This window comes from Thermus thermamylovorans (genome assembly GCF_004307015.1).
In the GTDB taxonomy this organism is placed as follows: Bacteria; Deinococcota; Deinococci; order Deinococcales; family Thermaceae; genus Thermus; species Thermus thermamylovorans.
Genome location: NZ_SIJL01000006.1, coordinates 72,392 through 95,872, shown reverse-complemented (window position 1 = coordinate 95,872; position 23,481 = coordinate 72,392). Strand labels below are relative to the sequence as shown.

The window sequence follows — 23,481 nt, the reverse complement described above, 5'->3', positions numbered from 1 at the left end:
CCTAGCCGGCGGCCTCCAGGTGGACCAGGCGGCGGGCCTCGATGAGCCTGCGCTCCTCCACCAGGTCCTTGAGGGTGGTCCCCCCCAGGACCCCGCGCATGGCCTGGTCCACCCGCCGCCAGAGGTTCTCCGTGGAGCACTGCCCCACCTTGGCGCAGCTCTCGGGGTCCTCCAGGCAGGTGACGGGGGCCAGGCTCCCCTCCAGGGCCTCCACCACCTCCAAGGCCGTCACCCGCTCGGGGGGGCGGGCCAGGCGGTACCCCCCCTTGGCCCCCCGCACGGAGCGGATGAAGCCCGCGCGGCGGAGCTGGGCGGCGATCTGCTCCAGGTAGTGCTGGCTGATGCCCTGGGCCTCGGCCACCTCCTTGAGGGGCACGGCCTCCGGGGCGCGGAGGCCGATCTCCACCAGGGCCCGGAGGCCGTACTGGGCCTTCGTGGATACCCACATGCCCCCAGTATAGCGCAAAGGGGCTATTTCCCCCCGGAAAACACGGTTTTCACGAAGGCCAGGCCGAAGAGGAAGGCCTGGAAGAGGACGATGCTGGCCCCGCTGGGCCAGTCCAGCAGGAAGGAGAGGAAGAGGCCCAGCACCGTGGAAAGGGCGGCCAGGAGGAGGGAGAGGAGGGTGAGGAGGGCCATGGTGGGGGCCAGGAGCCGGGCGGTGGCCCCGGGGATCACCAGGAAGGCCGCCACCAGGATGATCCCCACCACCTTCACCGCCAGGACCAGGCTCACGGCGATGAAGCCGGAAAGGAGGTAGTCGTGGAAAGCCACGGGCACGCGGTCGGAAAGGGCCAGCTCCCGGTCGAAGGTGGCGTAGGCCAAGGGCCCCCAGAGGGGCAGGAGGAAGAGGGCCAGGAGGAGGAGGAGGCCCACGGCCAGGAGGTCCTGGGGCCCCACGGCCAGGAGGGAGCCGAAGAGGTAGCCCATGGCGTCCCCCACATACCCCCGGGCCTGGGAGAGGAACAGGGCCCCCAGGGCCACGGAGAGGGCGAAGAAGACCCCGATGGCCGTGTCCTCGGAAAGCTCGGTCCTCTCCTTCACAAAGGTGATGGCCATGGCCACCAGGAAGGTGAAGGGCAGGGCGAACCAGAGGGGCTCCCCCCGGAGGAAAAGGCCCAAGGCCACCCCGGCGAAGGCGGCATGGGCCAGGCCGTCCCCCAGAAAGGAAAGCCGCCTCTGCACCACGAAGGGGGAGAGGAGCCCGGTGAGGAGGCTCACCAGAACCCCCGCCAGGAGGGCCCGCTGGAAGAAGGGGAAGCTCAAGGCCTCAAGCACGCTCCCCCCCCACGAAGAGCCCGTGGGCGTGGCCCAGGTGGCCGTAGGCCTGGCGCAGGCACTCTTCGGAGAGGGCCCGCTCGGGCGGCCCGAAGCCCACCACCTTCCGGTTCAGGACCAGGACGTGGGTCGCGTGGTGGGCTGCCTCCCAGTCGTGGGTGATCATCAGGACCGTGGCCCCCGATTCCCGCTGGTAGGCCTCCAGGTAGCGGTAGAGGTCCACCTCCCCCACCCGGTCCACCCCGGTGGCGGGCTCGTCCAGGAGGAGGAGCCGGGGCCTGCGGATCAGGGCCCGGGCCAGGTAGACCCGCTGGAGCTGGCCCCCGGAAAGGCGGCCTAAGGGCCTGTGGGCCAGCCCCTCCGCTCCCACCCGGGCCAGGGCCCTCAGGGCCTCCTCCCGCGCCCCCGGGGAGAGGCGGAAGGGCCAGCGCCCGAGGAGCCCCGTGGCCACCAGCTCCAGGGCCAAGGCGGGGAAGGAGCGGTCGAAGGTCTTGATCTGGGGCACATAGCCGAACCACCGGGGATCGGCCTCCCCCAGGGGACGGCCGAAGACCCGCACCTCCCCCAGGAAGGGGACCAAGCCCAAAAGGGCTTTCAGGAGGGTGCTCTTCCCCGCCCCATTGGGCCCCACGATGGCCACGAAGGCCCCCTCGGGCACCGCCAGGGATACCCCCTCCAGGGCGGGGAACTCCCCGAAGCGCACGGAGAGGTTGCGGACCTCGAGGGCCGCCATGCCCTTAACGATACTGCGTTTTCAACTTCCCGGTCAAGGCCCGGGGAGCCTCACATGAAGCGCTTGCGCCTCTTGTAGGCCTTCACCTCCTTGAAGCTCTTGCGCCCACCCCCCTTGGCCACCCCCAGGTAGAACTCCTGCACATCGGGGTTTTCCAGGAGGTAGTCCCGGTCCCCCTCCAGGACGATCCGCCCCGTCTCCATGATGTAGCCGTAGTGGGCGATGGAGAGGGCCATGCGGGCGTTCTGCTCCACGATGAGCACCGTCACCCCCTCCTCGGCGTTCACCCGGGCCACGATGTCGAAGATCTCCCGCACCAGAAGGGGGGCGAGGCCCAAGGAGGGCTCGTCCAGGAGGAGGAGCCTCGGCTTGGCCAGGAGGGCGCGGCCAATGGCGATCATCTGCTGCTCCCCCCCGGAGCAGTACCCGGCCAGGCGGTTCCTGAGGTCGGCCAGGCGGGGGAAGTAGCCGTAGATGCGCTCCAGCTCCTCCCGCAGGCTCCCCTCCCTCCGGGTCAGGGTGCCCACCCGCAGGTTCTCCTCCACCGTGAGGTGCTTGAAGACCCTGCGGCCCTCCAACACCTGGACGATGCCCAGCTTTACGATCTCCTCGGGAGGGCGGCCCTGGATGGGCCTGCCCCCGTAGAGGATCTCCCCCCGGACCACCTCCCCGTCCTCGGGGATGAGGAGGCCGGAGATGGCCCGAAGGGTGGTGGTCTTCCCCGCCCCGTTCGGGCCCAAGAGGGCGGTGATGCGCCCCTCGGGAACCTTCAAGGAAACGCCCCGCAGCACCTGGATGATGTCGTGGTAGACCACCTCGATGTTGTTGACCAGGAGGAGGACGGGGCCCAGCTCCTCAGGACGCGTGGGGTTCAGGCTCATGGGCAAAGTCCCTGGGGCCCGGAGGGACCTCCGGGCCCCCAAGCGCTACCTATGCAGGCGGCGGAAGAGGGCCGAGGTGAAGGGCTCGGTCACGGGCACGAAGCGGCCACCCCGGGCCTCGAGGATCCGCAGGCCCTCTGCCCCCGTAAGCTCCGTACGGGTGAAGTCGATCTCGATGCCCGCCTTGGTGGAAACGGCGAAACCGGGGTTAAAGGCGTTGGGCCCGTTCATGCCGATGATGGCCTGGTAAACCGTTTCGTTGGTGATGCGCCGGAAGCGCTGTTGGGCCCGGCGCATGGCCTCCACGGCAATGGCCGTAGCCAGCATGCCGTTGGTGTAGTTCACGTTCTCCACCACCGCCGCCGGGCGGCCGTACCGCGCGCCCAGCTCCCGCTGCAAGCGGATGCCGGCGGCCTCCTCGTGGGCCATGTAGAAGCTGGTGGCCCAGAGGAACCCCTCCGCTGCCTCCCCCGCCAGGGCGATGAGGTCGCTACCCCCGGTGTAGTGGGCCCCCAGGTGGCGCATCCGGGTGTGGAGCCCCAGGCGGCGCGTATCCCGCAGGATGTTGGCCACGGGACCGGCCACGTTCTGGTGGACCACGAACTCCACCCCCGCCCCCTCAAAGCGCCGGAGGAGGGCGGTGTTGTCCAGGTTTCCTGCCCCCACCTCCTGCACGTCCACGATCTGCAAGCCAAGCTGCTGGGCCGCCCGCCGGGCGTCCTCCACCGGGGCCCGGCCAAAGGGGGAGGGGTGGACCACCAGGGCCACCCGGGCTCCCCGGCGCTGCTGGGCAATGTACTCCAGGATGGCCACCACCTGCTCGGAGTAGGTGGAGGTGGGGATGAAGAAGTACTCGTGGTTGGGGGGGCGGATGAGGCCCACGTGCATGGAGGCGGGAATGGTGGGAATCTTCAGCTCTTGGACCAGGGGCTTCAGAAGCTCGTTGGCCCCGGTGGCGTAGGAGAGGAAGAGGGGGATGCGCAGCCGGTCCACGGCCTCCTCAAAAAAGCGGCGGGTGGTGGCGTTGTCGTAGCGGTCGTCCCGCACCACGCAGTTGAGGCGCACCCCTGGAACCAGGCCCCGCTCGTTGGCGTACCGGCAGTAGTCCTCCACCCCGGCCGCGTAGGGCGCGCCCGCCTCGGAGGTGGGCCCGGTGATAGCCCCTGACCACAGAAGGTTTACCTGCTGCTGGCCCAAGGCCAGCCCCAGCGCCGCCAGCAACCCCACGATGCTCTTTCTCATGGTCTTCCCTCCTATTCCCAACCCCAAATGGGGGGTCGGCCAGTACTAGTACTTGAAGGGCCAGGTGCGGAAGTAGCTTCGCACGATCCGCCACCAGTTGTAAAGCCCTCGGGGCTCAAACATGAGAAAGAGGACGATGATGAGCCCAAAGGCCAGGGGACGGAGGGCAGTGGCCACATCCACCCCGGCTACGCTGAAGCCCAGGGCCTTGATGAAACCGGAAAGAGCCTCCATGTTCACGTCCAAAAGCTCTAGGAAAGCCGGGCCTAAAAAGCTCCCCACCAAGGTCCCGAGCCCCCCCACGATGGCCATGGCCAGGAGCTTGATGGAGACGAAAAGGGTGTAGTCCTCGATGATCACCGAACGCGCCAGATAGGCGTAAAGGACCCCGGCCACCCCGGCGTAAAAGGCCCCCAGGGCGAAGGCGAAGAGCTTGGTGCGCCCAGGATCCATGCCCATGGCGTCCGCCGCCCGGTCGTTATCCCGCACAGCCACTAGGGCCCGCCCGTACTTGGTGCGCAGCAGGTTGCGGAAGAAAAGGGCCATGATCACGAGGACGAAAAGGATAACGTAGTACCAGAAATGGAAGTGATTTCTGAAACCCACCTCGTACCCCAGGAAGGCCACCCGGGGCAGGTCCATGGCCGCACCCTGATGGAACAGGGGCATACGGCCCACCGACCACTCAAAGATCACCTGGAAGGCCAGGGTGGCCAGGGCCAGGTAGAGGTGCTTGACCCGGAGACTCGGGATGCCCACCAAAAAACCGAAGAAAGCCGCCACCATACCCCCCAAGGGGATGACCAGCCAGAAGGGCAGGCCCTGGGGGGCGAGGAGGGCCGCGGTGTAAGCCCCCACCCCCATGAAGGCCGCCTGGCCGATGTTGATGAGGCCTGCGTACCCCGTGGTGATGTTGAGGCCCAGCACGGCAATGCTGTAGACCAGGATCAGGTCCAGGATGAACACCTGGGTGCGGGATAGAAACTGGGGCAGAATCAGGAGGAAACCCAGAAGGAGCAAGAGGGAGACAAGCTCCCGATGGGTGGCGAAGATGCTGGCGTCTTGCCGGTAATCCGTGCGGTAGTTTCCGGTTTGGGCCCAGGGGTTTCTCATACGCGCTCAATCTCCTCGGTGCCAAAGAGCCCGTGCGGCTTGAACCAAAGGACCAAAAGCAAGACCAGGAAGGGGAAGACGTCCCGGGTGCCCCCGCCGGGGACCAGGGTGTCTAGGAAGCCGGCAGCCAAGTTCTCCAGCACCCCGATGAGGATCCCCGCCACCACCGCCCCGGGAATGGAATCCAGACCCCCTAGGATCACCACAGGGAAAACCCTCAGCCCGATGTGCACCAGGCTGTCCAGGTTCAAACCGGAAACGGTGCCCACCATGACCCCGCCCGCGGCCGCCGCCAACCCGGCCGCTGCCCAGGCCAGGGCGAAGACCTTGGCCACGGAAACCCCCAGGCTCATGGCCGCCATCTGGTCGTCGGCCACGCTGCGCATGGCCACCCCCAGGGTGGAGCGCTGGAAGAACCAAGTGAAGAGGAGCAGGAAGAGCACCGTAAGGAAAAGGGCCAGAAGTTGGGCATAGGAAACCCGGGCCCCCAGGAGGTCCACCCCGCCCTCGGGCAGGAAGGGAGGATAGCCGTAGCTGCCCGCCCCATAAGGGGTGAGGTGCAGGAGCCCGTCCAGGAAGAAGGCCAAGCCGATGGTGGCCATGATGACGGAGATAATGGGCTGGCCCACCAGCCGTTTGAGGAACACCCGCTCCAGAAGGTAGCCCACCAGGGCGGTGGAAGCCAGGGCCAGGAGGAAAGCAAGGAGGATGGGAAGCTTCAGGGTGACCAGGAAGAAATGAGCAGAAAAGGCTCCGATGGCGATCAACTCCCCTTGGGCGAAGTTCACCACCCGACTGGCTTTGTAGATGAGGACGAACCCCAGGGCGACCAAGGCGTAGATGAGGCCTAGGATCACCCCCGAGATCATGAGCTCCAGGAAAAAGCTCATACCACTACCTCCTCCCTGAGAGACAGAACAGGAACCCGGGCCTTCAGCCGCTGTACGGTGCCGTCCTGGTAGCGGTATTCCGCCTCCACCTCCACCTCTTTGGCCCCGGAGTAAAGGGCCTCCACCAAGGAGGCGTACCTCTTGGCCACGAGGCCCCGGCGCACTTTGCCCGTTCGGGTCAGCTCCTCGTCGTCAGCGTCCAGAAGCTTGTACAGAAGCACGAAGCGCTGGACCTTCAAGTCCTCGGGTAGCTCCCCGTTCACCCGCTCCACCTCCTTGCGGACCAGCTCGGCCACCTCGGGCTTGAGGGAGAGGTCCAGATAGGTGGTGTAGGCCAGGCCCCGGTCCTCCGCCCACTTGCCCACGGTTTGGGGGTCGATGTTGATAAAGGCCGCCAGGAAGGGCTTGCGGTCCCCGAAGACCACGGCCTCCTTGATGTAAGGGGAGAACTTGAGCTTGTTCTCCACGAACTGGGGGCTGAAGACCGTGCCCCGCTCGGTGCGCATCACGTCGGAAAGCCGGTCGATCACCACCAGGTGCCCGTCTTCCGTGAGGTAGCCGGCGTCCCCGGTGTGGAGCCAGCCGTCCCGGAAGGCTTCCGCCGTGGCCTCAGGGCGTTCCCAGTAGCCGGCGCAGACGGCATCGGAACGGCAGAGGATCTCCCCCTCCTCGCTGATCCGGACCTCGGTGCCGGGGATGGGCAGGCCCACGGTGTCGTGGCGCACGTCCCCATCCCGGTGGACGAAGGCAATGCCGATGATCTCCGTCTGGCCGTAGATCTGCTTGAGGTTCACCCCGATGGCGTGGAAGAAGCGGAAGACATCCGGCCCCAGGGCCGCCCCACCGGTATAGGCCCGCCTTAGGCGCAAAAACCCCAGCTGGTCCCGGAGGGGCCGGAAAAGCACCAGGTCCGCCAGCCGGTAGGCCAGGCGCAGACCCAGGGGCATGGGCTTCCCCCGCATGCGGTACTCCGCCGCCAGGTACCCCACCTTGAGGAGGCGCTGGTACACCCACCGGTTAAGGGCGTAGCTTTCGGACATACGCACCCAGATGCCGCTCTGTATGCCTTCCCAGACCCGAGGAGGGCTGAACATCACGTGAGGGCCGACCTCCTTGAGGTCCTGCATGGCGGTCTCCACCGCCTCGGGGAAGTTGACCGCGAAGCCCCCGGTGAGGGCCATGGCCACGGACATCATCTGCTCCCCGATCCAGGCCAGGGGCAAGAAGGAGAGGTAGTCGTCCGTGGGTTCCAAGGGGTCCACCTCCTGCAAGGCCACCCCCATGTGGACCAGGTTGCGGTGGCGCAGCATGGCCGCCTTGGGGCGGCCGGTGGTGCCCGAGGTGGAGGAGAGGTGGCAGACCTCCTCGGGGCTCGCCTCGAGGAGGAGCCGCTCTACCGCGTCAGGGTTCTTCCTGCGGTGCTCCCTCCCCCGCTCCAGCACCTCCTCGAAGGAGAGGAGCCAGGGGTCCTGGTAGGCCCGCATCCCCTTGGGGTCCTCGTAGATCACGTGGCGGACCTGGGAGATCTCATTCCGGATCTCGTAGAGCTTGTCCACCTGCTCCTGGTCCTCGGCCACCACGAAGCTGGCCCCGGTGTAGCCCAGCATGTAGGCGATCTCCGCAGGGAGGCTACTCTGGTAGACCCCCACGCTGATCCCCCGCACCGCCTGGGTCCCCAGCTCGGCGTAAAGCCACTCGGGGATGTTGTCGGCGATGACCGCCAGGCGCTCCCCCGGCCTGAAGCCCAAGGCGAGGAGGCCGTGGGCGAAGAGGAGGACCCGCTCGTAGTACTCGGCGTAGGTGACCTCGTTCCAGATGCCGTAGTCCTTCTCCCGGAGGGCCACCCGGTCCCCTTCCTCCAGGGCCCGGAGGCGGAGGAGCTGGGGCAGGGTGTAGCCTTTCATCTGGTGGGAAGGCCTGAGGGCCCTCACGCTCCCACCCCCAGGTAAGCCTCCTGGACCCGGGCGTTCTGGGCCACGGCCTCCGGCGGCCCCTCGGCGATCACCTGGCCGAAGTCCAGGACGTAGACCCGGTCGGAGATGTCCATGACCACCCCCAGGTCGTGCTCGATGAGGATGACCGTGGTCCCCCGGGCGCGGATCTCCAGCACGAAGCGCACCATGTCCTCCTTCTCCTCCAGGGTCATCCCCGCCATGGGCTCGTCCAGGAGGAGGAGCTTGGGGGAGAGGGAGAGGGCCCGGGCCACCTCCACCCGCTTGCGCACCCCGTAAGGGAGGTTCCCCACCAGGGCCTTGCGGTAGGGCTCCAGCTCCATGAAGTCGATGACCTCCTCCACCACCCGGCGGTTCGCCACCTCCTCGGCCAAGGCCCTCCCGTAGAAGAGCCCCGCCTGCAGAAGGCCGTAGGCGAGGTGGGTGTGCCGCGCCAGCATAAGGTTTTCCAGGACCGTCAGCCCGGAGAAAAGCTCGATGTTCTGAAAGGCCCGGGCGATCCCCCGTTTGGTGACCTCGTGGGGGCTGGCCCGGGTGATCTCCTGTCCCTCGAAGAGGATGCGTCCTCGCTGGGGCCGGTAGAACCCGGAGATCACGTTGAGGAGGCTGGTCTTCCCCGCCCCGTTGGGGCCGATGACGGAAACGAGCTCTCCCCGGCGGACCTCGAGGGAGACCGCGGACAAGGCGGCCACGCCGCCGAAGGTTAGGGTTACGTTCTCCACGAGCAGCTGGACCACAGGCTCCTCCCTAGCAACTGTTTGCCGGGAAGTATAAGGGGGGACCGGAAGAATGTCAACGCTATGCTGCCCGGGTGTAAAAAAACGTTAGACCTGGTACAGGCCCCCTTGTGCTACACTCGTTAGGGTATCGGGGGCTGAAGCCCCAGGGAGGGAAATGAATGAAAAGGACCTGGCAGCCCAACCGGAGGAAGCGGGCCAAGACCCACGGCTTCCGGGCCCGCATGAGGACCCCAGGCGGCAAGCGGGTGCTGAAGCTCCGTCGGCAGAAAGGCCGCTGGCGCCTCACGCCCAAGGTAAGCGGTTAAAGGATGGGCCCCCCGCCACGGGGGGGAAGCTGCTTTCCCTCAAGGGGGATCAGGCCTTCCAACGCCTGCGCAAGGGCCGGGCAGGCTGGGGTCGTTTGCTGAGCGTCAAGTGGCTTCCTGCCCCGGAGCTCCGGGTGGGCATCGTGGTGTCCAAGAAGGTGGGCAAAGCGGTGGTGCGCAACCGGGTAAAGCGCCGCCTCCGGGAGATCCTCCGCCGCCTCCACCTGCCCAAGGCCCACCTCCTGGTGGTGGCAGGCCCGGAGGCCCGGGAAGCGGGCTACGCCGAGCTCTTTCAGGACCTCATCCGCGCCCTCAGGAAGAGCGGCCTGATACAATAGGCGGCGTGCGCGGCTTGCTGATCCTTTTGGTGAAAACCTACCGCAGGTTCCTTTCCCCCCTGAAACCCAGGACCTGCCGCTTCCACCCCACCTGCTCCGCCTACGCCCTCGAGGCCCTAGAGCGCCACGGAGCCCTATGGGGTAGCTACCTGGCGGCCCGGCGCATCCTGAGGTGCCACCCCCTCCACCCCGGGGGCCTGGACCCTGTCCCCCCGGTCTTCCCCCCCAGGAAGGCGAAGGAGGGGGCCCGATGAGGCGGGTTTGGGCCCTGGCCCTCCTCCTCCTGCCCGCCCTGGCCCTCGAGGCCCAGTTCAAGCAGGTGGACGTCAACGGGGACGGGACTCTGGAGACCGTGGCCGTCACCAACCTCATGGATCTAGCCTTCAACCGCCAGGGCCAGGTGGTGGGCTGGTACGTGAAAGCCTTCAAGGGAACCGTCTTCAACGACTACACCCGGGCTCCTAACCTTTCGGCCAATGGCCCCGTGGTGGTCCCCCAGGGCTTCACCCCGGAGGAAGCGGAGTTCCTGGTAGAGGGAGACCGCCTCCTGGCCCGCTTCCAGGGACCCGAGGGCACCCTCACCTACCGCATCGCCAAGGGGCGTTACACCGTGGAGGTGGAGGCCGACTTCCCCCTCACCCTGCGGCTTGCCGCCCAGGGTAGCCCGCGGGTCCTCCTAAAAGGGCAAAGCGAACCCCTACCCAGCGGGGAAGGGGAGCTGCACTACATGGCCTGGCAGACCCGGCCCCGGGCGGGATACGCCCTGGTGGCCTTCGGGAACATCCCCTTGCGGGCCAAGCTGGTGGGGAGGGAGGGGGAGGTGGCCCTCCCTCCCGGGGAGGTCTTGCGGATCTACGGGGGCCAAAACGAGTTGGTGCGTTTCCACGTGGAAGGCCTCCTCCCCCTTCCTGGCCTCTTCAGCCCCAACCTCTGGGGCCAGCTCTCCTTAGGCCTCCTCTGGATCATGGAAACCGCCTTCCGCTACACGGGGAGCTGGGGACTGGCCATCCTCTTCCTCACCCTGGTGGTGCGCCTCCTCCTCTGGCCCCTCATGCACCAGCAGTTCAAAAGCCTGGCGGAGATGCAGCGCCTCCAGCCCCTTATCCAGAAGATCAACCAGAAGTACAAGGACGACCCCAACAAGCGGGCCGAGGCCACCATGAAGCTCTACCAGGAGCACAAGGTGAACCCGGCAGCCGGATGCCTACCCCTCCTCATCCAGATGCCCATTCTCTTCCTCCTCTGGAAGGTGATCGCCAATTACGAGTTCGGCCAGGGCCTCCTGTGGATCCCCGACCTCGCCCTTCCCGACCCCTTCTACGTCCTTCCCCTGCTCTACGTGATCACCACCTTCCTCTCCACCTGGCTTTCCGCCCACGGCAACAAGGACCTCATCCGCCAAAGCCTTTTCATGAACCTGATCTTCATCTTCCTGGTGCTGCAGTTCCCCTCAGGGGTCACCCTCTACTGGGTGCTCTCCAACGTGATCGGCCTAGGGCAACAGTGGATGATTAACCAAAGCCTGAAGCCCCTAAAGGCATAAACTAGGGGCATGGAAGAGCGCAAGAGGAGCATCGACGACCTCCTCTCCGACCTGGGGGTTCTGGAGGAAGCCCCGGTGGAGGTGGAGCTCAAGGAGCTGGGCAAGGAAGCCCTGACCAGGGGTCCTAAAGAAGTCCTGGAAGAGTTCCTGGTCGGCCTGCTTCTGCGCCTGGACCCCGCCTACTATGTGGAGATCCGCCAAGAAGGCAACCTTTTCCGGGTTGAGGTGAAGGGAGGAGACCTGGGCCGCCTCATCGGCAAGGAGGGGCGCACCCTAAAGGCGGTGGAGTACCTGGCGGGGGTGGTGCTGGCCAAGCACTTTGGGGGGGAGTACCGGGTGGTCCTGGACGCAGCTGGCTACCGCAAGCGTCAGGAAGAGAGGATTCGCCGGATGGCCGAGGACGCCGCCCTCACCGTGGCCCTCACCGGGGAGGCCCTGCACCTTCCTCCCATGCGCCCCTCGGAGAGGCGCATCGTCCACATGCTCCTCAAGAACCACCCCAAGGTGACCACGGAAAGCCAGGGAGAGGGCGAGGCGCGGCACGTGGTGGTCCATCCCCGTGATCCGGCTTCTCCGGGAGCTAAGCGGGAGGCTTAGGGAGGCGGGGCTTCCCGAGGGGGAGGCCCTGGACCTGCTGGCCAAGGCCTCGGGCCTTTCGCGGAAAGATCTCCTCCTGGGCCTTTCCCAGGCTCCGCCCCAGGGCGTGGCGGAGCGGGCTTGGGCCTTGTTGGCGAAGCGCCTTTCCGGCTACCCCCTCCAGTACCTCCTGGGAGAGGTAGAGTTTTTTGGCCTCCCATTGAAGGTGGCGGAAGGGGTGCTCATCCCCCGGCCGGAAACCGAGGGCTTAGTGGAGCTGGCCATAAAGCTTTCTCTTCCGGAAAGGCCCCGCGTCCTGGACGTGGGCACGGGCACGGGGGCTATCGCCCTGGCCGTGAAGCAGCACCTGCCGGAGGCGGAGGTTTTCGCCACAGAGGTGGACGACCCAGCCCTTGCCCTGGCGGAGGAGAACGCGCGCAGGCTAGGCCTGGCGGTGCACTTTCTCAGGGCCTCCCTCACCGGGGGGCTTAGGGAGCTGCACCTCATCGTGTCCAACCCTCCCTACCTGCCGGAGGGCTACCGGGAGCAGGCCCCCGGGGAACTGGCCTACGAGAACCCCCTGGCCCTCTACGGGGGGGAGGAGGGGCTTTCCCTGGCCCGGCCCCTGGCCCTGGAGGCGAAACAGGCCCTCCGGCCAGGCGGGTACCTCCTCCTGGAGCTCGCCCCAGAAAACGTGCACTCGCTGGCGGAGGAACTGAAGAGGGGGGGCTGGCAGGAGGTGGCGGTGCTAGGGGACCTGACGGGCCGGGACCGGTACCTCCGGGCCCGGCGGCCCCCCTAGGAGGCCGTAGTAGAGAAGAGGCCTTTCCACCGTCCAGAGGTCCCTGGCGGCCACCACCCCCACCCGCACCACCCCCCGGCGTCCTTGGAGGAGGGCCAGGCCCCGGGCCAGCTCCTCCGGGGAGGGGAAGGTGGCGTACTCTGGCGGAAAACCTGCCTCCAGGAGCTTTTGGCGCACCCGCTCCCCGAGTTCCTCCAGCACCTCCTGGTCCCGGGCCGGGGTGGAGAGGCGGAAGGTGGTGCTGGCCAGCACATCCCCACCCGCAAAAGCCCGTTTTTCCGGGTAAAAGCGCACCCGTACCAGGAGCCGCCCCTCCCGGTAACCGGCCCCTTCCAGCACCGCCAAACCCGGTCCCTCCGGCCCGTCCAAAAGCTCCGCGCCGCGAAACCCCTGGAGGGAGGCCCTTCGTTCCGCCACCCGTTCCAAGGCCACCCTTCCCTCCCCCGCACCCAGGCGGACCTCTCCCAGGTAAAGGCCCTGGCTCAGGCGGAGGAGGTTTTGCGAAAGCTGGCCCCGCTCGCCCTGGAGGGCCTCGGCTTGCAGGAGAAGGTTCCGGACCCGGTCCTCCGCCTGCCCGAGCTCCTGCCGCGACCGGGCCAAGGCCGCCCTGAGGGCCTCCACCTCCCGCACCAAGGCCTCCCTCTGCCGCCGCACCTCCTCCAGGCGGGCCTGGGCCAAGACCAGATCCCCTTCCAGGCGCCTGCGCTCCTCAAGCAGCCTAGCCCTTTCCCCCTCTGCCCTCCTGGCCCCCTCCTGCACCGCGGAAAGCCTGCGCTCCAGGGCCAAGAGCTCCTCCCCCCTACGGGCAAGCTCCCGGCTCCGTTCCTCCAGGATGCGGAGGAGTTCCTGCCGCTCCGCTTCCAGGCTAGCCTTTTCCCGCTGCAAGGCTCCCCGCTCCCGCTGCAGGACCTCCACCTGCTCCGCCAAGGCCAGGGCCTCCCCCTGCAGGCGCCGCCGCAAGGCCTCCCCCTCCTCCAGGGCCTCGGCCAGCTCCCGCCTTTCGGCCCGCAGGGCGTTGAGCTCGGCCAGGGCCCGGGAGGCCTCGGCCTCCATGGCCTCCTTTACCCGCAAAAGGGCCTCCCGTTCGGCCTTGAGGCTATCCCGCTCCTGGCGTACAGCTTGGGCCTGGAGGATGATCTCCCGGGCCTCTTGAAAGACCAGTAGGAAACCCAGGTAGCTGAAGAGGGCGATCCCCACCCCGGTGAGGACCGCGATCAGGGTGGCCGTCTGCCGGGGCCTCAGGCCGAAGAGGCGAAAGTGCCGCTTCCCCGCCCACTTGGCCACCTTGTCCCCCAGGTAGGCTACCAAGGCAGCCAGGAGGAGGATGAGGACAAGGAGGCTCCAGAAGGCCATGACCTAAAGCTCGTAGTCCTCGCCCAGGTAGTGGCGCCGCACCCCCTGGTCGCGGGCAAAGGTCTCGGGGTCTCCGTGGAAAAGGATCTCCCCATCGTACATCACGTAGACCCGGTCGGTGATGGCCAAAGTCTCCCGCACGGAGTGGTCGGTGACGAAGACCCCTACCCCCCGCCTTTCCCGGAGCTCGGCGATCACCTTCTGGATCTCGCGGACGTTCTTGGGGTCCACCCCGGTGAAAGGCTCGTCCAGGAGGATGAAGTCCGGGTCTGTGCAAAGGGCGCGGGCGATCTCCAGCCGGCGCCTTTCCCCGCCGGAGAGGGCGTAGGCTAGGCGGTCTTTGAGGTGGTAGATGGCCAGCTCCTCCAGAAGGGCCTTGGCCTTCTCCAGGCGCTCCTTCCTGGAAAGTGGTTGAAACTCCAAGATGGCCAAGAGGTTCTCCAGAACCGTCATGCGCCGGAAGGCCGAGGGCTCCTGGGGGAGGTAGCCGAGGCCCAAACGGGCCCGGCGGTACATGGGCAGGCGGCTCACCTCCTGTCCCTTCAGGAAGATCCGCCCCCCTGTGGGCCTTATGAAGCCCACCATCATGTAGAAGGTGGTGGTTTTCCCCGCCCCGTTGGGGCCGAAGAGGGCCACGATCTCTCCCCGCCTGAGGCGGAGGTCCACTCCCCGCACCACCTCCTTGGGGCCGTAGCGCTTGCGCAGGCCTTGGGCCAGAAGATCCCCCTCCATTGCTTTCAGGCTAAGGGGCAACCTTTAACCCCGGGTGAGATAATGGGCGAGGTATGGTGGTGACCCGCATCGCCCCAAGCCCCACGGGGGACCCCCATGTGGGCACGGCCTACATCGCCCTCTTCAACCACGTCTGGGCCAGGAAAAACGGGGGGCGCTTCCTGGTGCGCATCGAGGACACCGACCGCGCCCGCTACGTGCCTGGGGCGGAGGCGCGCATCCTGGCCGCCCTCAGGTGGCTCGGCATCCCCTACGACGAGGGGCCGGACATCGGCGGGCCGAGGGGCCCTTACCGGCAGTCGGAGCGGCTTCCCCTCTACCAGAAGCATGCGGAAGAACTCCTGAAGCGGGGCTGGGCCTACCGGGCCTTCGAGACCCCGGAGGAGCTGGAAAGAATCCGCAAGGAGAAGGGCGGCTACGACGGCCGGGCCCGGAACATCCCTCCCGAGGAGGCCGAGGAGCGGGCCAGGCGGGGCGAGCCCCACGTGATCCGCCTCAAGGTCCCCCGTCCGGGCACCACGGAGGTGAGGGATGAGCTGCGGGGCCTGGTGGCTTACGACAACGCCGAGATCCCCGACGTGGTCCTCCTCAAGTCCGACGGCTACCCCACCTACCACCTGGCCAACGTGGTGGACGACCACCTCATGGGGGTCACGGACGTGATCCGGGCAGAGGAGTGGCTGGTCTCCACCCCCATCCACGTCCTCCTCTACCGGGCCTTCGGCTGGCCCGTGCCCAGGTTCTACCACATGCCCCTCCTCAGAAATCCCGACAAGACCAAGATCAGCAAGCGGAAGAGCCACACCTCCTTGGAGTGGTACAAGGCGGAAGGGTTTTTGCCCGAGGCCTTAAGGAACTACCTGGCCCTCATGGGCTTCTCCATGCCCGACGGGCGGGAGATCTTCACCCTCGAGGAGCTCGTCCAGGCCTTCACCTGGGAGCGGGTCTCCCTGGGGGGGCCGGTCTTCGACCTGGAGAAGCTCCGCTGGATGAACGGGAAGTACATCCGCGAGGTGCTCCCCCTGGAGGAAGTGGCGGAAAGGGCGAAGCCTTTCCTGGAAGCCGCGGGGTGCGCCTGGCCGGACGAGGCCTACCTGCGGCGGGCGGTGGCCCTCATGCGCCCCCGGTTCGACACCCTAAGGGAGCTTCCCGAGAAGGCCCCCTACCTCTTCCGCGAGGACTACCCCTTCTCGGAGAAGGCCCAGGAGAAGCTGCAGGAGGGCCTTCCCATCCTCCAGGAGGTGAGGCCCCTCCTCGAGGCCCAGGCGGACTGGGGCGAGACCGCCCTGGAGGCGCTCCTGCGGGGCTTCGCCGGGGAGCGGGGCCTGAAGCTCGGCCAGGTGGCCCAGCCCCTAAGGGCCGCCCTCACGGGGAGCCTGGAGACCCCGGGGCTTTTTGAGATCATGGCCCTCCTGGGCAAGGAGCGCGTGCTCTCCCGGCTGGCGCAGGTTCTGGGGAACCGCCCATGAAGGGTTTCAAGTGAAAGGCTACGCAAAAGCGGCTATACTGGTTGTTATGGGGCGTCTATTTCCGCTTCCCTCGCCCTCCCTGGGACCGGCGAGCGCCCAAAGCACCACCAGCCTGCCTTTCGGCTACGGGGAGGGGCTGGGCCTCTCCTTTGGGGCGGGGGTGGAGAACCGCCTCCGGCAGAACCTCTCTGGCCGCCTCACCGCCGAGCTCGCCCCGGGGATGGAGAGGCTTTGGGACCCCTGCACCGGCCTCTTCGCCGGGGGGGCCCATGTCTACGGCCTCGCCGACTTTCCCAAGGCGGGGCGCTTCGCCTGGGGAGCGAACTTCCGGTAGCATCCAAGGGGTCCATGGGCTTCTTTGACCGCCTCAAGGCCGGCCTCTCCAAGACCCGGGAGAGGCTCCTCAAGGCCATCCCCTGGGGGGCCGACCCCGAGGAGGTGCTGGAGGAGCTGGAGATGGCCCTCCTGGCCGCGGACGTGGGCCTGGCCGCCACCGAGGAGCTCCTCGCCGAGGTGCGGGCCTCCGGGCGGAAGGACCTGAAGGAAGCGGTGAAGGAGAAGCTCGTCCAGATGCTGGAGCCGGAGGAGCGAAGGGCCACCTTACGCAAGCTCGGCTTCCGCCCCCAAGGTCCTAAGCCCGTGGAGCCCAAGGGCCACGTGGTCCTGGTGGTGGGGGTGAACGGGGTGGGCAAGACCACCACCATCGCCAAGCTGGGCCGCCTCTACGGGGGCCTGGGCAAGAAGGTGATGTTCTGCGCCGGGGACACCTTCCGCGCCGCCGGGGGCGCCCAGCTTTCCGAGTGGGGGAAGCGCCTCGGCATCCCCGTCCTCCAGGGCCCGGAAGGAGCCGACCCTGCGGCCTTGGCCTTTGACGCCGCCCAGGCCCGGAAGGCCCGGGGTTACGACCTCCTCCTGGTGGACACCGCCGGAAGGCTCCACACCAAGCACAACCTGATGGAGGAGCTGAAGAAGGTGAAGCGGGCCATCGCCAAGGCCGACCCCGAGGAGCCTAAGGAGGTCTGGCTGGTGCTGGACGCGGTAACCGGGCAAAACGGCCTGGAGCAGGCCAAGCGGTTCCACGAGGCCGTGGGCCTCACCGGGGTCATCGTCACCAAGCTGGACGGCACCGCCAAGGGCGGGGTCCTCATTCCCATCGTGCGCACCCTGAAGGTGCCCATCCGCTTCATCGGGGTGGGGGAAGGCCCAGACGACCTTCAGCCCTTCGACGCTGAGGCCTTCGTGGAGGCGTTGCTGGAGGGGTAGTGGCGGAGGCCTCGCCCGCCCCTTCGCCGGGGCCCCAGGCGGAAGGCCTCCGCAGAGGGTGGCGTCAGGGGCCTGCCCTCTCCCCCGTAGGACGGTCCCCGTGGACAGGCACCGGGTCCTCCCGCCAAGGGCAGTGGCGGCACCCCGAGCGGCAGCAATAGCCCCGCCTGCGGTGGAAGGCCTCGGTGAAGACCACCCGCCCTTCCTCCCAGTAAAAGTCCTCCCCTTCCCGGAGTCCCTCGAACCCCACAAGGCCAGTTTAGGGGTATGCTTTGGGGGATGAACCGCGGCTTCCTCCTGCTGGGCTTCGCCTGGACCGTGGCCCTGGTGGCTACCCTGGGAAGCCTCTATTACTCGGAGGTGCGGCTCTTCCTACCCTGCGAGCTCTGCTGGTACCAGCGGGTTTTCATGTACCCCCTGGCGGTGATCCTGGGCCTGGCCCTCTGGCGGCAGGACCTTAGGATCTGGCCCCATGCCCTGGCCCTCTCCCTGATCGGCGGGCTCCTGAGCGCCCTGCACCTCTTCCAGCAACGCTTCCCCGACCTCTTCACCCTGGCCTGCAAACCCCCGGTGCCCTGCACCGTGGAGTACATCCCGGAGTTCCCCATCCCCCTGCAGGCCCTCATCGCCTTCGGCCTCATCGCGGGCAGCATGCTCCTCGTGGCCAAGGAGGCCAGGGGTGGCCAACCCCACCCGCAGGGGTAGCGGCAGGTAAACTAGCCTCGTGATCCTCGTCCTGGACTTTGGCTCCCAGTACACCAGGCTCATCGCCAGGAGGCTTCGGGAACTCCGGGCCTTCTCCTTGATCCTTCCCGGGGACACCCCCCTGGAGGAGGTCCTGAAGCATGGGCCCGAGGCCCTGATCCTCTCCGGCGGGCCCAACAGCGTCTTCGACCCCCAAGCCCCCCGGCCCGACCCCCGGGTGCTGGAGCTTGGCCTACCCACCCTGGGCATCTGCTACGGGATGCAGCTTCTTGCCCAGGAGCTCGGGGGCAAGGTGGAGCGGGCGGGGCGGGCGGAGTACGGCAAGGCCCTCCTCACCCGCCACCAAGGCCCCCTTTTCCGGGGCTTGGAGGGCGACGTCCAGGTGTGGATGAGCCACCAAGACGCGGTAACCGAGCTCCCCCCGGGGTGGCGGGTGGTGGCGGAGACCGAGGAAAACCCGGTGGCGGCCATGGAGGGCCCGGACGGCCGGACCTTCGCCGTCCAGTTCCACCCCGAGGTAGCCCACACCCCTAAAGGGATGCAGATCCTGGAAAACTTCCTGGAGCTCGCTGGGGTCAGGCGGGACTGGACCCCGGAGCACGTGCTGGAGGGCCTGGTGGAGGAGGTGCGGGAGCGGGTGGGGCAAGACCGCGTTTTGCTGGCGGTTTCCGGGGGGGTGGACTCCAGCACCCTGGCCCTCCTCCTGGCCCGGGCGGGGGTGGACCACCTGGCGGTCTTCGTGGACCACGGCCTCCTGCGCCTGGGGGAGCGGGAGGAGGTGGAGGGGGCCCTTAGGGCCCTTGGGGTCAACCTCCTCGTGGTGGACGCCAAGGAGCGCTTCCTGGAGGCCCTGAAGGGGGTGGAGGACCCGGAGGAAAAGCGCCGGATCATCGGCCGGGAGTTCGTGGAGGTCTTCAGCCAGTTGGCCCGGGAAAAGGGGCCCTTCCGCTTCCTGGCCCAGGGTACCCTCTACCCCGACGTGATCGAGTCCGCCGGGGAAGGGGGGGCGGCCAAGATCAAGAGCCACCACAACGTGGGGGGCCTCCCCGAGGACCTCCAGTTTGAGCTCCTCGAGCCCTTCCGCCTCCTCTTCAAGGACGAGGTGCGGGAGCTGGCCCTCCTCCTCGGCCTCCCCGACCCCATCCGCCTGCGCCACCCCTTCCCGGGGCCGGGCCTGGCGGTGCGCGTGCTGGGGGAGGTCACGGAGGAAAAGCTCTCCATCCTCCGGCGGGCGGAGGACATCTTCGTAAGCCTCCTCCGGGAATGGGGCCTCTACGGCCAGGTGGCCCAGGCCCTGGCGGTCCTCACCCCCGTGCGGAGCGTAGGGGTCGCAGGGGACGAGCGGAAGTACGGCTACGTTCTGGCCTTAAGGGCGGTGACCACCGAAGACTTCATGACCGCGGACTGGGCCAGGCTCCCCCTGGAGTTTTTGGACGAGGTGGCAAGGCGCATCACCCGCCGGGTGCCGGAGATCGGCCGGGTGGTCTACGACCTCACCTCCAAGCCTCCCGCCACCATAGAATGGGAGTGATGGGCGAACCCGCCAAGGCCCTAAAACCCCTTTCCCTGGAGGAGTACCTGGCATGGGAAACCCGGTCTACAACCAAGCATGAGCTGGTGGAGGGCCTGCCCTACGCCATGGCCGGGGCCAGCCGGGCCCACAACCTGGTGGTGAGCCACCTGCACTACCTCCTTTACCCGTTGGCCCGGCGCAAGGGTTGCCGCCTCTACGTGGCGGACATGAAGCTCAAGGTGGGGGAACGCACCGTCTACTACCCCGACCTCATGGCGGTTTGCGCCCCGCCCCTGGAAAACCCCTACTACGAGGAGGCCCCTTGCCTGGTGGTGGAGGTGCTCTCGGAGAGCACGGAAGGGGTGGACCGGCGGGAGAAACTCTGGCGCTACCTGGCCCTCCCCTCTTTGGAGGGCTACCTCCTGGTGAGCGCCCTGGAGCGGCGGGCGGAGCTTTACCGCAAGGGGGAGGAAGGCGTTTTGTACCAAGCCTTCACAGACGGGGAGGTGCCCCTACCCTGCCTGGAGGGCGCCTTACCCCTGGAGGAGGTCTACGCCGGGGTGGACCTGGAGCCCCGCCCCGGCTAAACTGGAGGGGAAAGGAGGCAAGGTATGCCCACCTTTATCGTCCTCAGCACCCTCACGGATGATGGCGCCGAGACCCTGGTGAAAAACCCCGAGCGCATCAAGGAGGTGAACCAGGAGCTGGAACAGGACTTCGGGGTCAAAGTGGTGGCCCAGTACGCCGTCCTCGGCCCCTACGACTTCGTGAACATCGTGGAGGCGGAGGATGCCCTGGCCGTGGCCCGGGCCATGCTCCACCTGGGGGCGCGGGGGAGCGTGAAGACCACCACCCTCGAGGCCATCCCCGTGGCCGACCTCATCGCCAAGCTCAAGTAGTGGAGGTCCTGGAAACCGCCGTCTACGCCGAGGATCTGGAGAAGGCCCGGGCCTTTTACGAGGGGGTCCTGGGCCTTCCTTGCTTTCAGTACCAGCCCCCGCGCCACGCCTTCTTCCGGGCCGGGCAGGGGGTCTTTCTGGTCTTCAACCCAGAACACACGGAAAAGGACCAGGCCTTACCTCCCCACGGGGCCAAGGGAAGCGTCCACGTGGCCTTCCAGGTGGAGGAGGAAGAGCTTCCCCGCTGGGCGGAAAAGCTCCAGGAAGCGGGCTTTCCCGTCTGGTGGGCGGACTGGCCCAGGGGGAAAAGCCTTTACACCCGCGACCCCGCGGGGAACCTGGTGGAACTGGCCCCGGCCAGAATCTGGGGCCTAGAATGAGGGCATGGCCACCCGCTACCGCTTCGGGGTAGAGGAGTTTGAGCGGCTTTTCCAGGGCGTGAAGCACCTGGAACTCCTAAGGGGGGAGATCTACGAGATGAGCCCCATCGGTCCTAGGCATGTCTTTACCGTGGCTCGGCTGGACAAAAAGTTCCAGGCTCTTTTGGGGGAGGAAGCCGTCGTCACCGTGCAGTCCCCCCTGCGCATCCCGCCCCGTTCCGAGCCCGAACCAGACCTCCTGGTGCTGAAGCCCCCTCTAGAAGCCTATGCGGAACGCCTCCCCGAGCCCCAGGACGTCCTCCTCCTCATCGAGGTGGCCGACACCAGCCTGGAGCACGACCGGGCCAAGCTCGCCCTCTACGCCGAGGCAGGCCTTCCCGAGGTCTGGATCGTGAACCTCCAGGAAAACCTCCTGGAGGTCTACCGCGAACCCCAGGGAAGCCATTACCGCCTGCGGGAGCTGGTGCCTCCCGGGGAGGCCAAGGCCCCCCTGGCCTTCCCCGAACGGCCCGTCCCCTGGTCGTGAGGCGGGTGGAGCTCTACACCGACGGGGCCTGCCTGGGTAACCCCGGGCCCGGGGGTTGGGCGGCCCTCCTGCGTTACAGCGCCAGGGAGAAGCTCCTCTCCGGGGGGGAGCCCTGCACCACCAACAACCGCATGGAGCTCACCGCCCTCCTTCAGGGCCTTAAGGCCCTCAAGGAGCCTTGCGAGGTGCACCTCTTTTCCGACAGCCAGTATTTGGTGCGGGCCCTCAGCGAATGGCTTCCCGCCTGGCAGAGGCGGGGCCTGCGCAAGGCGGACGGGAAGCCTGTAGAAAACCGCGACCTCTGGGAGGCCATCCTGGAAGAGTTGAAACGCCACCGCGTCCTCCCCACCTGGGTGCGGGGGCACAACGGCCACCCGGAAAACGAGCGGGTGGACCGGGAGGCGAGGCGCCAGGCCCAGCGGCAAAAGGCCCAGGCCCGCACCCCCTGCCCCCCAAAGAGGGCTCCCACCGACACGCTTTTCTCCGAATAAGCAAAAAAGCGTTATACTCAGGCCATGCCCACCGATCCCAAGGCCCTGGAAAGCCGCCTCCGTCCGGAGGAACGGGAAAGCCCGGTTTTCAAGGCCAATAAGGACGCCTGGGTGGCCCTGGTGCGGGACTTCAGGGAAAGCCTGGAGGGGGTGCGCCAGGGAGGAGGCCCCAAGGCCATCGAGCGCCAGCACAAAAAGGGACGCCTCTCCGCCCGGGAGCGGATCGCCAGGCTTTTAGACCCGGGCACGGAGTTCTACGAGCTCATGGCCTTCGCCGGGTGGGGAATGTACGAGGAGTGGGGCGGGGCCCCCGCGGGGGGAGTCATCACCGGCCTCGGGCAGATCCAGGGCCAGACCTGGATGATCATCGCCAACGACGCCACCGTGAAGGCAGGGGCCTTCTTCCCCATCACCGCCAAAAAGGTGATCCGGGCCCAGACCATGGCGTTGGAAAACCGCATTCCCACCCTGTACCTGGTGGACTCCGCCGGGGTTTTCCTACCCCTTCAGGACGAGGTCTTCCCGGACCAGGACGACTTTGGCCGCATCTTCTACCTCAACGCCCGCATGTCCGCCCTGGGCATCCCCCAGATCTCGGCCATCATGGGCAACTGCGTGGCCGGGGGCGCCTACCTCCCCGTCATGACCGATGTCCTCATCATGACCGAGGGAAGCGGCCTCTACCTGGCGGGCCCCGCCCTGGTAAAGGCGGCCATCGGCCAGGAGGTGACCAGCGAGGAGCTGGGTGGGGCCCGCATGCACTTTGAGGTCTCGGGCACCGTGGACTTTTACGAACCCAGCGACGAAGCGGCCATAGAGAGGATCCGAAAGCTCATCGCCCTCTACCCGCCCCCCAGGCTTGCCCCCTGGGCGGAAGGACGCAAGGAACCCAGGGAACCCCTTTACCCCGCCGAAGACCTCTACGGACTCATCGCCCCCGACGGCTCCAGGCCTTACGACCTCCGGGAGGTGATCGCCCGCCTTGTGGACGGCTCGGAGTTCCTGGAGTACAAGGGGGGGTACGGGGAGACCCTGGTCACGGGCTTCGCCCGCATCGGGAGCTTCCCCGTGGGCATCGTGGGGAATCAGCGCCTTATCCTGAAGAAGAAGGGACGAATCGAGGTGGGTGGGGTGATCTATGCGGAGGCGGCGGACAAGGCCGCCCGGTTCATCCTCGAGGTGAACCAGATGAACATCCCCCTCCTTTTCCTCCAGGACGTGACGGGCTTCATGGTGGGGAAGGAGTCAGAGCAGGCGGGGATCATCCGCCGGGGAGCCAAACTGGTCAATGCCGTGAGCAACTCGGTGGTGCCCAAGATCACCGTGATCCTGGGAGGCTCCTTCGGGGCGGGAAACTACGCCCTGGCGGGCAAGGCCTACGCCCCCCGCTTCCTCTTCGCCTGGCCCAGCGCCAAGTACGCGGTGATGGGTGGGGCCCAGGCGGCCAAGACCCTCTTGGAGCTGGAGGTGGAAAAGCTCAGGCGGGAAGGGAAGGAACCCTCGGACGAGGAGCTAAAGGAGCTTTACGAGCGCATCAAGGGGCGCTACGAGGAAACCCTGGACCCCCGGTACGCCGCCGCCCGGCTCTGGGTGGACGGGGTGATCTTCCCCCACGAAACCCGGAAGTGGCTCATCCGGGTCCTCGAGGCCTGCGCCCTGAACCCCGAGCGGGAGCCTTTTAGAGTGGGGGTGTTCCAGGTCTAAGGCCACCCCACCCTGGAAGCGTCAGGGTGGGGGCCCCGGCAAAAGGCCAAAAG

The 23,481-nt window shown here is 67.2% G+C and carries 29 protein-coding genes; 17 read left to right on the top strand and 12 right to left on the bottom strand.

The genetic code is table 11. The features are described from left to right. Position 1 precedes the first annotated feature (1 nt). Genes ETP66_RS06300 through ETP66_RS06260 form a run of 9 tightly spaced genes read right to left on the bottom strand, consistent with a single transcriptional unit; the run spans position 2 to position 8,826 of the window. Positions 2-448 carry an RrF2 family transcriptional regulator gene (locus ETP66_RS06300; protein ID WP_130841644.1) on the bottom strand — a complete coding sequence of 149 codons (447 nt, stop codon included), beginning with the start codon at positions 446-448 and terminating at the stop codon, positions 2-4. A 23-nt stretch (positions 449-471) separates the two neighbouring features. Next, positions 472-1,278 (bottom strand): metal ABC transporter permease, encoded by an 807-nt coding sequence (locus ETP66_RS06295; protein ID WP_130841642.1) that lies wholly within the window; start codon positions 1,276-1,278, stop codon positions 472-474. After that, positions 1,271-2,011: a metal ABC transporter ATP-binding protein gene (locus ETP66_RS06290; RefSeq protein WP_130841640.1), complete on the bottom strand. Its 741-nt coding sequence runs from the start codon at positions 2,009-2,011 to the stop codon at positions 1,271-1,273. Before ETP66_RS06290 ends, ETP66_RS06295 begins: the two co-directional genes overlap by 8 nt. Positions 2,012-2,061: 50 nt before the next feature. Beyond that, positions 2,062-2,892: an ABC transporter ATP-binding protein gene (locus ETP66_RS06285; protein WP_130841638.1), complete on the bottom strand. Its 831-nt coding sequence runs from the start codon at positions 2,890-2,892 to the stop codon at positions 2,062-2,064. 45 nt (positions 2,893-2,937) lie between these two features. Continuing rightward, on the bottom strand, positions 2,938-4,134 hold the full coding sequence (locus ETP66_RS06280; protein WP_201738482.1) for an ABC transporter substrate-binding protein: 1,197 nt from the start codon (positions 4,132-4,134) through the stop codon (positions 2,938-2,940). A 45-nt stretch (positions 4,135-4,179) separates the two neighbouring features. Then, on the bottom strand, positions 4,180-5,247 hold the full coding sequence (locus tag ETP66_RS06275) for a branched-chain amino acid ABC transporter permease (protein ID WP_130841634.1): 1,068 nt from the start codon (positions 5,245-5,247) through the stop codon (positions 4,180-4,182). Beyond that, entirely contained in the window at positions 5,244-6,137 is an 894-nt protein-coding gene (locus ETP66_RS06270) for a branched-chain amino acid ABC transporter permease (protein ID WP_130841632.1), read from the bottom strand. Before ETP66_RS06270 ends, ETP66_RS06275 begins: the two co-directional genes overlap by 4 nt. Beyond that, the gene (locus ETP66_RS06265) at positions 6,134-8,068 is read right to left on the bottom strand and encodes a long-chain fatty acid--CoA ligase (RefSeq protein ID WP_130841631.1); all 1,935 of its coding nucleotides are present in this window, start codon (positions 8,066-8,068) and stop codon (positions 6,134-6,136) included. Before ETP66_RS06265 ends, ETP66_RS06270 begins: the two co-directional genes overlap by 4 nt. Further along, on the bottom strand, positions 8,065-8,826 hold the full coding sequence (locus ETP66_RS06260; protein ID WP_130841629.1) for an ABC transporter ATP-binding protein: 762 nt from the start codon (positions 8,824-8,826) through the stop codon (positions 8,065-8,067). The genes ETP66_RS06265 and ETP66_RS06260 overlap by 4 nt, the downstream gene beginning before the upstream one ends. A gap of 161 nt (positions 8,827-8,987) precedes the next feature. Here ETP66_RS06260 and rpmH point away from each other — a divergent pair, with 161 nt between their 5' ends. The 6 genes from rpmH to prmC all read left to right on the top strand — a co-directional run bounded on the left by rpmH (position 8,988) and on the right by prmC (position 12,393). Beyond that, positions 8,988-9,134 carry a 50S ribosomal protein L34 gene (gene rpmH / locus ETP66_RS06255; protein WP_130841733.1) on the top strand — a complete coding sequence of 49 codons (147 nt, stop codon included), beginning with the start codon at positions 8,988-8,990 and terminating at the stop codon, positions 9,132-9,134. Positions 9,135-9,229: 95 nt separating this feature from the next. Next, on the top strand, positions 9,230-9,472 hold the full coding sequence (gene rnpA, locus ETP66_RS06250) for a ribonuclease P protein component (RefSeq protein WP_236630104.1): 243 nt from the start codon (positions 9,230-9,232) through the stop codon (positions 9,470-9,472). Positions 9,473-9,477: 5 nt separating this feature from the next. Then, positions 9,478-9,726, top strand: a complete 249-nt coding sequence (yidD, locus tag ETP66_RS06245) for a membrane protein insertion efficiency factor YidD (RefSeq protein ID WP_130841627.1) — start codon at positions 9,478-9,480, stop codon at positions 9,724-9,726. Beyond that, positions 9,723-11,015 carry a YidC/Oxa1 family membrane protein insertase gene (locus tag ETP66_RS06240; protein WP_130841626.1) on the top strand — a complete coding sequence of 431 codons (1,293 nt, stop codon included), beginning with the start codon at positions 9,723-9,725 and terminating at the stop codon, positions 11,013-11,015. The genes yidD and ETP66_RS06240 overlap by 4 nt, the downstream gene beginning before the upstream one ends. A gap of 9 nt (positions 11,016-11,024) precedes the next feature. Further along, entirely contained in the window at positions 11,025-11,612 is a 588-nt protein-coding gene (locus ETP66_RS06235; protein ID WP_130841625.1) for a Jag family protein, read from the top strand. Beyond that, the gene (prmC, locus tag ETP66_RS06230) at positions 11,575-12,393 is read left to right on the top strand and encodes a peptide chain release factor N(5)-glutamine methyltransferase (protein WP_130841623.1); all 819 of its coding nucleotides are present in this window, start codon (positions 11,575-11,577) and stop codon (positions 12,391-12,393) included. The genes ETP66_RS06235 and prmC overlap by 38 nt, the downstream gene beginning before the upstream one ends. Here the strand turns inward: prmC and ETP66_RS06225 are convergent. Then, positions 12,340-13,746 (bottom strand): DUF3084 domain-containing protein, encoded by a 1,407-nt coding sequence (locus ETP66_RS06225; RefSeq protein ID WP_130841621.1) that lies wholly within the window; start codon positions 13,744-13,746, stop codon positions 12,340-12,342. The genes prmC and ETP66_RS06225 overlap by 54 nt on opposite strands. Positions 13,747-13,749: 3 nt before the next feature. Then, positions 13,750-14,478 carry an LPS export ABC transporter ATP-binding protein gene (gene lptB / locus ETP66_RS06220; protein ID WP_130841619.1) on the bottom strand — a complete coding sequence of 243 codons (729 nt, stop codon included), beginning with the start codon at positions 14,476-14,478 and terminating at the stop codon, positions 13,750-13,752. Positions 14,479-14,531: 53 nt separating this feature from the next. On the opposite strand from lptB, the gene gltX reads away from it, so the two are divergent. Genes gltX through ftsY form a run of 3 tightly spaced genes read left to right on the top strand, consistent with a single transcriptional unit; the run spans position 14,532 to position 17,210 of the window. Further along, positions 14,532-15,947, top strand: coding sequence for a glutamate--tRNA ligase (gltX, locus tag ETP66_RS06215; RefSeq protein ID WP_130841618.1), 1,416 nt, complete (start codon positions 14,532-14,534; stop codon positions 15,945-15,947). Positions 15,948-15,993: 46 nt separating this feature from the next. Next, a complete protein-coding gene (locus ETP66_RS06210; protein WP_130841616.1) occupies positions 15,994-16,281 on the top strand; it encodes a hypothetical protein in 288 nt (95 codons plus the stop codon). A 14-nt stretch (positions 16,282-16,295) separates the two neighbouring features. Further along, on the top strand, positions 16,296-17,210 hold the full coding sequence (gene ftsY, locus ETP66_RS06205; RefSeq protein WP_130841614.1) for a signal recognition particle-docking protein FtsY: 915 nt from the start codon (positions 16,296-16,298) through the stop codon (positions 17,208-17,210). 64 nt (positions 17,211-17,274) lie between these two features. On the opposite strand, the gene ETP66_RS06200 is transcribed toward ftsY, so the two are convergent. Beyond that, a complete protein-coding gene (locus ETP66_RS06200) occupies positions 17,275-17,460 on the bottom strand; it encodes a C1orf53 family protein (protein WP_130841612.1) in 186 nt (61 codons plus the stop codon). A gap of 29 nt (positions 17,461-17,489) precedes the next feature. Between ETP66_RS06200 and ETP66_RS06195 the strand changes: the two genes are divergently transcribed. From ETP66_RS06195 to ETP66_RS06160, 8 genes are read left to right on the top strand one after another with little or no spacing between them, the layout of a single operon-like run. Next, positions 17,490-17,915, top strand: coding sequence for a disulfide bond formation protein B (locus ETP66_RS06195; protein ID WP_130841611.1), 426 nt, complete (start codon positions 17,490-17,492; stop codon positions 17,913-17,915). A gap of 19 nt (positions 17,916-17,934) precedes the next feature. Further along, positions 17,935-19,446 (top strand): glutamine-hydrolyzing GMP synthase, encoded by a 1,512-nt coding sequence (gene guaA / locus ETP66_RS06190; protein ID WP_130841609.1) that lies wholly within the window; start codon positions 17,935-17,937, stop codon positions 19,444-19,446. Next, positions 19,446-20,015: a Uma2 family endonuclease gene (locus tag ETP66_RS06185; protein ID WP_201738481.1), complete on the top strand. Its 570-nt coding sequence runs from the start codon at positions 19,446-19,448 to the stop codon at positions 20,013-20,015. The genes guaA and ETP66_RS06185 overlap by 1 nt, the downstream gene beginning before the upstream one ends. Positions 20,016-20,039: 24 nt before the next feature. Next, positions 20,040-20,327, top strand: coding sequence for a glutamine synthetase/cystathionine beta-lyase binding protein (locus ETP66_RS06180; protein ID WP_130841605.1), 288 nt, complete (start codon positions 20,040-20,042; stop codon positions 20,325-20,327). Then, positions 20,327-20,707 carry a VOC family protein gene (locus ETP66_RS06175; protein ID WP_130841603.1) on the top strand — a complete coding sequence of 127 codons (381 nt, stop codon included), beginning with the start codon at positions 20,327-20,329 and terminating at the stop codon, positions 20,705-20,707. The genes ETP66_RS06180 and ETP66_RS06175 overlap by 1 nt, the downstream gene beginning before the upstream one ends. 4 nt (positions 20,708-20,711) lie before the next feature. After that, positions 20,712-21,233, top strand: coding sequence for a Uma2 family endonuclease (locus ETP66_RS06170; protein WP_130841601.1), 522 nt, complete (start codon positions 20,712-20,714; stop codon positions 21,231-21,233). Next, the gene (rnhA, locus tag ETP66_RS06165) at positions 21,230-21,724 is read left to right on the top strand and encodes a ribonuclease HI (RefSeq protein ID WP_130841599.1); all 495 of its coding nucleotides are present in this window, start codon (positions 21,230-21,232) and stop codon (positions 21,722-21,724) included. The genes ETP66_RS06170 and rnhA overlap by 4 nt, the downstream gene beginning before the upstream one ends. Positions 21,725-21,748: 24 nt before the next feature. Next, on the top strand, positions 21,749-23,428 hold the full coding sequence (locus ETP66_RS06160) for an acyl-CoA carboxylase subunit beta (RefSeq protein ID WP_130841597.1): 1,680 nt from the start codon (positions 21,749-21,751) through the stop codon (positions 23,426-23,428). Positions 23,429-23,481: the final 53 nt, after the last annotated feature.